The organism is Nostoc sp. DedQUE08 (genome assembly GCF_034530895.1).
Taxonomy (GTDB): domain Bacteria; phylum Cyanobacteriota; class Cyanobacteriia; order Cyanobacteriales; family Nostocaceae; genus Nostoc.
In genome coordinates, this window is record NZ_JAVRCD010000013.1 from 91,489 (window position 1) to 104,942 (window position 13,454).

The 13,454-nt window shown below is 41.1% G+C and carries 3 protein-coding genes; all 3 read left to right on the forward strand.

The features are described from left to right. Positions 1–115: 115 nt before the first annotated feature. Positions 116–11,071, forward strand: coding sequence for a non-ribosomal peptide synthetase (locus tag RMY64_RS11410; protein WP_322700101.1), 10,956 nt, complete (start codon positions 116–118; stop codon positions 11,069–11,071). A 48-nt stretch (positions 11,072–11,119) separates the two neighbouring features. Continuing rightward, entirely contained in the window at positions 11,120–11,971 is an 852-nt protein-coding gene (locus RMY64_RS11415; RefSeq protein WP_322700102.1) for a cupin-like domain-containing protein, read from the forward strand. A gap of 332 nt (positions 11,972–12,303) precedes the next feature. Next, complete coding sequence (locus RMY64_RS11420; RefSeq protein WP_322700103.1) at positions 12,304–13,365, forward strand: NAD-dependent epimerase/dehydratase family protein; 1,062 nt, start codon at positions 12,304–12,306, stop codon at positions 13,363–13,365. The last annotated feature ends 89 nt before the right edge of the window (positions 13,366–13,454 follow it).

Here is a 13,454-nt window from a genome sequence, read left to right on the forward strand (position 1 = left end):
GGAAGTAAATCATCGCCTTTGTAAATATATTTTGATTAATGTTTGAGAAAACTTGTTAAATATTTACTGTTTTTGTCATCAGTCTAGTTCAAGTAAATTTAAGGTGTATTTATATATGAGTCTAAAAGATAAAATAGAAGATATTTTCCCCCTAACTCCCTTACAAAAAGGACTATTATTTCATTCCTTATACGAACCAGAATCTGGCGTTTATTTTGAGCAATTCCATTGCCGTTTAGAAGGAGATGTTTCTGTAATTGCAGTGCGCCAAGCATGGCAAAGTTTAGTTGAACGCCATCCAATTTTACGGACTGCGATTATCATTAAAGGGCAAACCGAACCCGTACAAGTTGTATTTCGCAATCTCGTATTTAAAATAGCAGAAGAAGATTGGCGTGGTTTGAGTAACTCCGCGCAAAAAAACCGAGTAAGAGAATTTCTCCAAGCAGATAGACGACAGGGATTTATTCTTAATCGTCCGCCTTTGATGCGAGTAACCTTAATTCGTCTAGGTGAAGACTGCTGGGATTTAGTCTGGAGTCACCACCATCTAATTTTGGATGGTTGGTCTTGGCCGATACTACTACGTGAATTCTTGATGTTGCATAAAGCAGCTAAAGAAAATGTAGAAATTTCTCTACCAAGCGTGCGACCTTACGGTGATTTTATTACTTGGTTAAAACAGAAAAATCCCGAAGAGGGGGAATCATTTTGGCGTGAATATATGGGTGGTTTTGAAAGTGCTACTCCCTTATTAATCATGTCTAAAACCAAGCTAGATAGTACTTTTGAAAGTGGAGAAATCAAACATCAATTATCGCCTCAAAATACGGCTTTATTGCAGAAATTAGCCCGAAATTGTAGCGTCACTCTTAACACCGTGATCCAGGGAGCCTGGGCAATATTACTTAACCGTTATAGCCGCAACACAGACATAGTTTATGGAATTACAGTAGCGGGACGCCCCCCAGAACTACCAGAAGTAGAAGGGATGATTGGCCCTTTTATTAATACTTTGCCGTTTCGCGTCTTAATATCTGGAGAACAAACCCTTAATTCTTGGTTGCAAAACCTGCAAGCACGCACAGCCTTAATGTGTCAGTTTGAACATTCCAGCCTATCAGATATCCAAGGATGGAGTGATGTTCCACGAGGACAACCACTGTTTGAAAGTTTGCTGGCTTTTGAAAATTTTCCGGTTGATAAATCGTTAAAATCAGCAGATTTTGGGTTGAATGTTCCTGAGTCGTCTTTCTTCGAAACTACCCATTATCCCTTGACCCTAGTGGTTGTTCCGGGGGATGGACTTGAGGTTAAATTAAGCTACAATGCGAGTCGCTTTGATGCGGTGGCTATGGAATTATTGCTAGAGCAATTCTGCCATTTACTATTTAATATGGCAAATAATGCCCAAGCGCCTTTGCAGTCTTTAACACTAATTGGTCATGAGGAATCGGTAATTGATAACAGGCGAACTACCAATTACGAATCACCAATTACCATCAGGGAAGTGTTTGCAGAAACTGTAAGCAAATATCCAAACCGCATTGCTCTGACATTTGAGAATCAAAGCTTTACTTATGAAGAACTAGACCGCCGTTCTAACCATATTGCTCGATATCTGCAAAAGCAAGGTATTGGTCCAGATAAACGCGTGGTGATTTGCCTTGAGCGCTCTCCAGAACTGATAATAGCCATGTTGAGTGTAGTTAAGGCAGGGGGTGTTTACGTTCCTGTCGATCCGACTTATCCTGGCGATCGCATCGAGTTTACCATTTCTGACTGTGAAGCGGAACTAATTCTCACCACAACTACCATCAGTCCCCAACTTCCAGAATCCACACTTAAAATTTGTCTGGATGGAGAAGATGCGCCCTATTTAACTCAAAGCAATGAACCTTTGATAGAAGATACCTTTGACCCAGATTCAGGGGCTTATATTATCTACACATCTGGTTCAACAGGAAAACCCAAAGGCGTGTTAGTCACCCAGCACAACGTTACCCGACTATTCCGCAGCACCCAGCACTGGTTTGAATTCAACGAGCAGGATGTTTGGACATTCTTCCATTCCTTCGCCTTCGATTTTTCCGTTTGGGAGATTTGGGGAGCTTTGCTTTATGGCGGACGACTGGTAATCGTTCCTTATTGTATCAGCCGTGATCCCGAAAGCTTCCTTGAGCTGCTTGACAATGAGCAAGTTACTGTCCTGAATCAAACTCCCTCAGCTTTTGTTCAATTACTAGCAGCAGAATCGGGTGAGAGAACCCCGCCCCTACGGTACATCATTTTTGGCGGCGAAGCCCTGAATCTACCAAGTCTGCGTCCCTGGTTTGAAGGTCATGGAGAAAATCAGACGCGTTTGGTGAATATGTACGGGATTACAGAGACAACAGTCCACGTCACCTATAGACCTATTAGCAAAAAAGATATAGACGACTCATCTGGTAGCTTAATTGGTCAACCAATCCCCGATTTAAGTCTCTATATCTTAGATTCTGATGGTAATCTCCTACCAACCGGAGTGATTGGTGAAATTTATGTTGGCGGTGCTGGAGTGGCGCATGGTTATCTTAACCGACCAGAACTAACCGCAGAAAGGTTTGTTGAGAATACCTTCTCAGTAGATTCACCATCACGCTTGTATCGCACTGGTGATTTGGGGCGCTTTCTTCCTAACGGTGATTTGGAATATCTCGGACGCATAGATTACCAAGTCAAAATTCGCGGCTTCCGAATTGAAATTGGCGAAATCGAAGCCGTTATTTCCCAGTTCCCTGATGTCCAGGAAACTATTGTTTTAGTTCATTTGGAAGCTCAAAGCAATCAACAACGCTTAATTGCTTATGTAGTTTGTACTCCTGGAAAGCAACCAACCATCGAAACGCTGCGAAATTATTTGCAGCAGCGTTTGCCAGATTACATGATACCATCGCAGATTGTTTATCTGGAGCGATTACTACTGACAGCCAACGGCAAAATCGATCGCAAAGCGCTACCCGCACCAGAAATTAAACGGGAAAATCTCGAAGTTGCCTTTGTTCCTCCCGCTACACCCATCGAGGAAATTTTAGCTGACATCTGGCAACAAGTTTTAGGTGTAAATCGCGTCGGACGATTTGATAATTATTTTGTTTTGGGTGGCGATTCTATCCGCAGTATTCGCATTGTTTCTCTCGCCCAAACTCAGGGATTAAACTTAAAAATAGAGCAAATTTTTGCCCATCCTATGCTATCAGATTTAGCCAGATTGTTGGCACAATCGGAAGTAGTAAACAGCAATAAGATTGATGAAGAACCCTTCACCTTAATTTCACTAGCAGATAGAAAAAAGCTCCAAGATTGGGCTGAAGATGCTTATCCTTTGGCGCAACTGCAAGCAGGAATGCTCTTTCACGGTGAATATTCACAAAGTTCTACAACTTACCATGATGTTTTCAGTTTCCGAATTCGTGTACCTTTTGATCTCAAAGTTTGGGAAGCAGCTTATGCCCAAATGTTTGCCAGACATCAGATATTACGGACGGCATTTTATTTAGCTGAATTTAGTCAACCGATTCAGGCAGTTGTCAAAGAAGTATCTGCCAAAGTTGTTTTTGAGGATTTAACTAATTTATTACCATCAGCACAAGATGATTATCTAAAAATATTTATTGGCACAGAACGGGAGAATCGCTTCGATTACAAGAGTGCGCCATTAATGCGTTTTCATATTCACCTGCTGGATGAAAATGTGATGCAAGCATCTTTGACTTTGCATCATGCCATCATGGATGGATGGAGTTTAGCTAACTTTCTATCAGAATTAACAGGCTTATATCTGCATCTACTCGATCGGGGTGTGCCTGCACCACCACCTCCACCAGCTTTAAAATACTCTAAATTTATCACCTTAGAAAAACAAGCTTTGGCTGATAGTAATCAGCAAGAATTTTGGCAAAATAAACTGGCACAAATTCCCTTCACTAGACTACCACGCTGGCCGGATGTGGTTCCCTTAGAACCAAAAATGGGGAAATTTGATCTAACTTTATCAGAAAGAATTTCCCACAGTTTAAAAGCTTTATCTAAGCAATTGGGTGTGACTCTGAAAACGTTATTACTAGCAGTTCATCTCCAAGTTATTGGTTTTTACTCTGGCGACACAGAAGTAGTTACTGGATTGGTGAGTAATGGGAGGCCGACAGAAAATGACAGCGATCGCGTTTTAGGATTATTCTTAAATACATTGCCATTACGCTTATCATTAGTGAGAGGTTCTTGGGTTGACTTGATTGCAGAAACTTGGCGTGCTGAACAAGAGTTAATGCCAAATCGTCGTTTTTCTTTGGCAGAACTGCAAAAGTTAAATGGGAATCAACCTTTATATGAAACTTCCTTTAATTTTGTTCATTTCCACATTTACCAAGGACTGCTAAATTGGCGAAAATTGGAATTAATCCAGTCAGAATCATTGGATGAAACAAATATTCCTTTTGCTGTCAGTTGGAGTGAGGAAGTAGCTGCGGGACTTCTCTCATTTAATATCACCTACGATCGGCAAAAATTTGATGATCAGCAAATCAAGAACATTGCTAACTATTGTCAAAGAAGTTTAGAGGCACTAATTGCAAATCCACAGGCCGATCGTGAATTGGTCATAGATCGTCTAATTCATAATCGCCAATTCTCAATTCCCAATTTCCAATCCCCAATATATGAAATTTTCACCCAACAAGCCGCAGAAAATCCTGATTCTATCGCTGTTATTTGTGAGGGAGAAAGTTGGACATATACCCAATTGAACCAAAAAGCCAATCAGTTGGCGCGATTTTTAGGTGATCGTATTAGTGCAGAACAGCCTGTGGGTATTTGTTTGGAACGTTCTTTAGACATGGTTTGCTCTATGTTGGCGGTTCTGAAAGCAGGTGGTTGTTATGTACCAATTGACCCTGATTATCCGGCTGTCCGTATTCAGTCGATGTTGGAGGATGCTAATGTTAGTTTGCTGCTGTCTCGTTCTGATTTAGATATCTGGAATCAGAAAAACGAACCGCAGAAGAACGAGAGTACAACCAATTTTTTGGCTGATTCTTGCCAAGTTATCTGCGTTGATATTTATAGCGAAGAAATTGCAGTTCAATCTGTTGAAGATTTACAAATTCCGGTTTTGGCTGACAATATCGCCTATATCATATTTACATCTGGTTCCACTGGACGACCAAAAGGTATTGCGATTTCCCATCAGGCTTTAGCCCAGCATCAGGCTTGGTTTTTAGAGACTTTTGGAGCGAATTGTGACGATGTAGTGTTGCAAAAGACACCATTTAGCTTTGATGCTTCGGTGTGGGAATTCTGGACACCTTTGATGGTAGGAGCTAAACTCGTAATGGCGAAGCCAGGAGGTCATCAAGATCCGGCGTACTTAGTCAAAACTATTCAGCAAGAAAATGTGACTTTGCTGCAATTGGTGCCGAGTCTTTTAGAAATGCTTGTTGGTGAACCGGGATTTTCTGAATGTTCGTGTCTGCGTTTAGTTTTCAGTGGTGGTGAACCACTAAAAACACGGGTGTGGGATGAGTTTAGAGATGTTGCATCTAACTTCTCTAGATTGGTGAATCTTTATGGGCCGGCGGAAACAACTATTGATGTTGCTTTCCATCGTTGTGGAGAAAACGAAATTACCGACGTTATTCCCATTGGCAAACCAGTCAGTAACACTCGTTTATATATCCTAAATTCTCATCTGCAACCTGTGCCTATTGGTACACCAGGTGAATTATTTGTGGCTGGCTCTCAATTAGCTCGTGGTTACTGGAATGCCCCAAGAATGACCGCCAAAGGCTTTTTACCCGATCCATTTGTTGAAAATGCGGGCAGTCGGATGTATCGCACAGGCGATCGCGCCCGCTATTTACCTGATGGTAGGATTGAGTTTCTCGGACGTGCAGATCAACAAGTCAAAATCCGAGGTTTCCGCATCGAAACTGGCGAGATTGTGGCAGCTTTAGAAAAACAAGCTTGGATAGTTCGGGCTGTGATTAAAGCTATTGCTACTCCTGGTAAACCCAATCGACTAATTGCTTATTTGGAACTGAAAACACCGCCGACATCCTGGCAAACAGTTTTGCGATCGCAATTATCTGCCCTGCTCCCTGATTATATGATTCCTTCGGTGTTTGTTAGTCTCGATGCTTGGCCTTTACTACCAAATGGGAAAATTAACCTCAACGCCTTACCCGCTCCTCAAGAGGAAAATACAGTTACTCGTGAGCAATACATTGCCCCACAAACCAAAACTGAAGAGATTTTAACTAAACTTTGGGAGCAAGTACTACAAGTATCCCGTGTGGGGATTAAAGATGACTTCTTTGAACTGGGAGGAGATTCGATTCTTGCCCTGCAAATTATTGCTAAAGCCCGGGATGCTGGACTTTATTTCACGCCGCAAGATTTGTTTAAAAATCCCCAAGTGGCAGCACTGACACCTTATATTAAAACCACAGCAAAATTCCCAAATTCTTTCTCAATTGCTGTCGGCAGTGCAGTCCCCTTAACTCCGATCCAACAATGGTTTTTCCAGCAATCATTACGTCATCCTGAACACTGGAATCAGGCGCTTTTCTTGGATGTAAAACCGGAATATAATGCATCACAATTTCAAACTGCTTTAAGTCATATTGCTACCATTCACCCAGCTTTTCGCCTGCGATTCCGCCAAACTGAAGCTGGATGGATACAATGGTTAGACGATGATAGTCATATTTTCAATTTTGATATCGTTGACCTGAAAGGTACTTCCAAAGTAGAACTATCAGAAACACTACAAATAATCACCTCTGAATTTCAGGCTCAACTTAATTTAGAAAATGGCCCTCTATTTCGTGCTGTCTACTTCCAGACTGACGAAAATATATCTGATAAGCTACTACTAATTATCCATCACCTCATTGTTGATGGTGTTTCTTGGCGAGTCATTTTGCAAGATTTAGCTATAGCTTGTAATGCCTTGCAAACGGAACAGGAAATTTCTTTATCTGCTCATAGTGTCGGTTTCCCTCAATGGACTCACCATCTACACACTCTGACTGAAAATTCTGATTGGGAAGAAGAAGTAGCTTTCTGGAAAACACAACAAGTTTCTAATTCCGAATTACCTCTTGATTTTCCTGATGGCATAGCAGATAACACAGAAATTTCTGCTACCCAAATAGAATGCAATTTCAGTGAAGATGAAACTGATAGTCTCCTTTATGAATTGCCGCGCACTCACAAAGTTAAGATTCAGGAAGTTTTGCTGGCAGTTCTTTTAGAAGTGGTAACAGAATGGACAGGTGAATCAAAAATATTAATTGCCCTAGAAAGTCACGGACGGGAAAGCGATTCTACTGCTATTGATGTCTCTGATGCTGTGGGATGGTTTACATCTCTTTTCCCCTGCAAACTAGAGAAAACTCAAAAGAGCAAATTCAACAATTTAGAAAGTGTCAAAGAACAGTTGCGGAACTTGCCAAATAATGGCTTTACTTACGGTATCCTCTCTCAAAAATCCGAATTCGCGTCTATCTTACCGCCAATTCCCCAAGGCATTCTGTTTAACTATTTGGGACAATTTGATGAAAACTTTTCCCAAGCAGCACCCTTTACCCCAGCTAGCGAAGATGTCGGATTATCTCGACACCCCAAAAATAGGCGTGCTTTTCAACTAGAAATTACTAGTTTAATTGCTAACGGCAAACTCCAAATGCGGTTTGGTTTTAGCAAAGCTTTACATCGAGAAGAAACGATTCGCCGTTTAGCAGATAGTTTCTTCAAACATTTACAGACTTTGTTAGCAAGTAGCCGCCATCAAGAATACAGTTTAACACCTGCTGATTTTCCCCTCGCTAACCTGAATTCCGAACAACTGGTTATTGCTTTGGCGGGAACTACTGATGTGGAAGATATTTATCCTCTGTCCCCTGTTCAGGAGGGAATACTTTTTCATTCAAATTATGAATCACAAAAAGATATTTACCTGCAACAGGTGAGTGGTAAAATTGAGGGATTTCTAGACGTAGAAAGTTTTAAAAAGGCTTGGGAATCTTGTATCAACCGCCATCCTAGTTTACGTGCTTCCTTTGTCTGGCGCGATTTACCCCGACCGTTGCAACGCATTCACCGCCAAGTTAATTTGCCCTTTGTCTGCGAAGATTGGCGCGAATACGATATTGATGAAGTAGCAAGAAAATGGTCAAATTTGTTAACAATAGACCGCCAGCAAAGCTTGTCAACAGAAACGCCCCCACTGATGCGGATGACTTTAGTGAGAACCCAAGAACAGAAATGGCAATTTCTCTGGACTCACCATCATTTACTTTTAGATGGTTGGTCATTACCGCTGGTTTTCCGGGATGCGATCGCATTTTACCAAGCTAAAACAGAACGCCCGAATTTACCACAACCACCCATTTACCGAGACTTTATTGCTTGGTTGCACAAACAAGAATCTGGTTTGGCAGAATCTTTCTGGCGCAAAGAATTAAGCGGTTTGCAAGAAGCAACTACTTTGGGTATTAAAAAACCTTCCCCTGATGATTACCAGACCTTACAAACTACTATTCCCAAAGAAATTTACACCCAACTCAAAATATTTGCCCAAAAAAATCAAGTAACATTAAATACTTTGGTGCAAGCTGCTTGGGGCATTCTTTTGAGCCGATATAGTGGTTCTGAAGATGTGATTTTTGGTGTCACTGTGTCGGGACGTACTACGGAATTATCAGGTTTTGCTGAGATGGTGGGTCTGTTTATTAACACCTTGCCTTTGCGTCTGAAATTAGATGCAGGCACACCCTTGAAGCTGTGGTTAATAGAATTGCGTGATCGCCTCTCGGCAATTAATGAATATTCCTTCACTCGTTTAGTAGATATTCAAGGATGGAGTGACATTCCTAGAGGAGAACCGTTGTTTGAATCCATTGTGGTTTATGAAAATTACCCGGTGGAAGAAAGTCTGCGTCAAAATCCAGGAGAATTGGCGATCCATGCTGTTGAGTCTGTGGAGAAAAATCATTACCCGATCAGTCTATATGCTTTGCCAGGAGATGATTTGACGCTGAAAATCGCTTTTGGGGAGCAGATCGGGAGTGCAAAAAAACGAGGAGATATCTTAGATCGTCTCACGCACATATTGACCAGTTTTGTTACAGAAAAACCACAATTCATCGGTGAAATTGGTCTGTTATCGAAAGAGGAAGTAGGTAAGGTAAATCACCCAATTATCCACTCTCCATTACCCATTACTCCAATACATGAATTATTCAGTCAGCAAGCCGCTCAGACTCCCGATGCGATCGCTGTTTTCCCCTCTCTAACCTACGCAGACTTAGAACGCAAATCTAATCAAGTTGCTCACGCACTACTGCAATTTGGTGTGACGCCAGAAACCTTAGTGGCGGTTTGTTTAGAACGTCATGCAGGTTTGCCAATCGCCTTGTTAGGAATCATGAAAGCAGGCGCGGCTTATGTACCACTAGATATTAGCTTCCCCCGCGATCGCCTGGAGTGGATGCTTGCAGACAGCACGGCGGCTGTAATCGTCACTGAAGATCGAATTGTGTCAGCACTTCCAGCATCATCTGCAAAGGTTCTGTTGCTAGATTCGGTTTCGACTCAACCAGATACAGCACCACCTGCCGTTGTTAGTAACAATCACTTAGCTTACGTTATTTATACATCTGGTTCTACTGGACGACCCAAGGGAGTACAAATTCAGCATGAATCTCTGGTGAATTTCCTGCTCAGTTTCCAAGAAAAACTGGGACTGACTGCTGCTGATACTCTGGTTGCAGTAACTACAGTTTCTTTTGATATTGCTGGACTAGAACTTTTCTTACCACTAATTAGCGGTGCCAGATTAGTCTTAGCTGACAAGGATACCACCAGAGATGGATTTAAGTTAGCTCAATTACTGCAAACATCCCAAGCCACGGTGATGCAAGCTACTCCAACTACCTGGAGATTGCTCTTGGCAGCTGGTTGGCAACCAAATGATGATTTTCGCGTTCTCTGTGGTGGAGAAGCTATCCCAGTTGATTTAGCCGCCTCTCTTCTCAACTTAAAGGTGAATCTGTGGAATGTTTACGGGCCGACGGAAACCACAATTTGGTCTACCATCAAAGAAATTAAGCTGCAACAGGATGCATATTCCATCGGTACGGGAATCGCCAACACGTCAATTTATATTTGGGATAATGCTGGTAATCCCGTTCCAGAAGGGATTGTAGGTGAGTTGTTGATTGGGGGAGCAGGATTAGCACGGGGTTATCGCCAAAGACCGGATTTGACGGCCCAAAGATTTGTCCCCAATCCCTTGGCCGCAAATCCCGGTGAGCGATTATATCGTACTGGTGATTTGGCACGTTGGCTACCGAATGGTGAAATTGAATTTTTGGGACGCAGCGATTACCAAGTGAAAATCCGTGGTTTCCGTATTGAACTAGGGGAAATTGAAACAGTTTTAGAAACTCATCCTGCGATCGCCCAAGCTATTGTCCAAGCTATTGACGATACTGTAGCAGGTAAAAAGCTTGTTGCATATCTAGTTGTCAAATCTGAAGCTGAAAAACCCACTCTCGAAACTTTGCAATCATATATATTGGCAAAATTGCCTGATTATATGCTGCCTGACTCTTGGGTGTTTCTAGATGCGATGCCTCTAACACCTAATAATAAACTCGATCGCCTTGCTCTACCGTTACCAAATCAGTTCGATGGTCAAGTTGATTATACAGCGCCGAGAAATGCGATCGAAGAAGCATTAACCTATATTTGGCAAGAAATTCTCCAAGTCGAGAGGGTGGGAATTATAAACAACTTTTTCCAACTTGGCGGACATTCTCTATTAGCCGCTCAAGTTCATGCTCGCATTAGAAAAGTATTCTTGATTGATTTAGAATTACGGGAACTTTTTGATACGGTGACAATTGAAAAAATGGCACAACTTTTGTTGACGCGAGAACCTCAAGTGGGACGCACTGAAAAAATAGCGAAAGCGTTTTTACGCATCAAAAAAATGACACCAGAAGAAAAAGCTAAACTTCTCAACTAAAATAGTCTGTCTAATTCCAAAAAACATCTATAAACATGAATTTTATGTATGATGAGCAAGCATGATTTTACTACAGTGAGCCACATTGAACGCATTGAACAACCGACAAAAGAGGAATTCCAAAGAAATTTTCTTTCTCCTAGAAGACCCGTCATCATCACTGGGGTTATTAATGATTGGAATGCTCTGTCTTTATGGACTGCTAATTATCTAACTACCTTATTCAGCGAAAAACAGGTTGATATAAGTGTTTCACAAAATAGCATTTTTACAGGCGATTTGGAAAATGGATTTGCTAATTTGAAACAGAAAATGCAATTTAGCGACTTCATCAACATTCTGGCTTCAAAAGATAAATTTGAGAAATTCTACTATCTCCAACAACAGTCAATTCCCATAGAATTTCCTGAAATACTGCAAGATATTAAGCTCCCAAAATATTTTGATAAAAAGTTATTTGTCGATCCAACTATTTGGATTGGTTCTGGCGGCAACATATCCCCATTACATTATGATGCAATGGATAACTTATTTACTCAAGTTAGCAATCACAAGCGTTTCCTGTTGTTTGACCCCCAACAAACATCTTCATTATATCCTTTTCCTGCTACTTCAAAAATCCCACACATGAGCCAAATAAATATTGAGAAGCCAGATTTGGATAAATTTCCCAATTTCCAAAAAGCCAAATATTTTGAGTGTATTGTCGAACTAGGTGAAATTTTATTTATTCCGGCTTTTTGGTGGCATCAAGTATATTCCCTAGACAATTCAAATCAGGAGCTAAATATTTCTGTAAATTTCTGGTCTAAGCCACCTATTAGTCAATTTTTAACTCCTCCTGGGCGGAGATTGGCAGCACAGATACCCACTCTTTTAAAGTCAGCTTTTCGTCAATGATTCTATATTAGATTTGATGCCTTAATGATTGAGAAAACTGTGCTGTTTTTAATAGCGAAAGAAACTTCACAAGGGTGTACTGAAAAGATAGCGCTAGCGTTTCTACGGATGAAACAGATGATACTAGAAGAAAAAACTAGACTTCTGCAAAAAAAACGTACTAAATCCTAACTTGCAGGTAGGTAAATGTTGGGGAGTACGTTAATACTGAATTAGGACTTATATCAGGTCGCTAAATTACCCTTAATTTGCTCTGAACTCAACTACGCTAACGCTGCGCTTTCTCTCCCCGTCGCAAGCAAAGAGAAATAGTAAATAAAGGCAAGAATCAAATGAGAAAGTTACTTGTAACTGGTTCATCAGGGCTAATCGGCTCAGAAGTTTGTTTGCATTTCGCCAAGCAAGGGTGGAAAATTCACGGTATAGATAATAACCAAAGATCCGTTTTCTTTGGAACTCAAGGAGATACTCGTTGGAATCAATGGCGTTTAGAATCTTTAATTAAAGGTTTTGTGCATCATGAGATAGATATTCGCGATCGCATTAGCATCCTAGAGTTAATCGAGAGTCTCAAACCAGATGCGATCGTTCATACAGCAGCACAACCCAGCCACGATTTGGCTGCGAAGATTCCCTTTGATGACTTTGATACCAATGCTGTAGGAACGTTAAATTTGTTGGAAGCGACTCGTCAATTTGTTCCAGATGCGCCTTTTGTGCATATGTCTACCAACAAAGTGTATGGAGATGCACCAAATGAAATTCCCATGTTGGAGTTAAACAAACGTTGGGACTATAGTGACTACACTTATAAGCATGGCATCCCAGAATCTTTCCGCATCGACCAATCAAAACACTCTTTATTCGGTGCTTCAAAAGTTGCTGCTGATGTGATGGTTCAAGAATACGGTCGCTATTTTGGGCTGAAAACATGCTGTTTACGCGGCGGATGTTTGACAGGCCCTAATCATAGTGGTGTGGAATTACATGGATTTCTCAGCTATTTGGTAAAATCCAATTTAGAAGGTCGTACCTATAAAGTTTTTGGTTACAAGGGTAAGCAAGTACGAGACAATATCCACTCTTATGATGTTGCTCGCTTTATTGAAGAGTTTATCCAAGCCCCCAGAAGCGGTGAAGTTTACAATTTGGGGGGAGGAAAGGAAAATACTTGTTCCATCTTAGAAGCCTTTGACATTGTTACTTCACTGACTGGCAAAAAGATGCGGTATGAATATGTAAATAAAAACCGCGAGGGAGACCATATATGTTACTACAGTGACCTGCGGAAAATGAAGCAGGATTATCCCAACTGGTCGATCACCAAACCCTTGCAATTAATATTCTCAGAAATTGTCGGTGCTTGGTCAGATAAACTTACATATATTGCTTGATAAGTTTTGACAACGATAATCTGAATCAACCGCAATTAGGCAACATAAATCAAAGAATAACTGCATAAGTTACAAATAATATTTCCTAT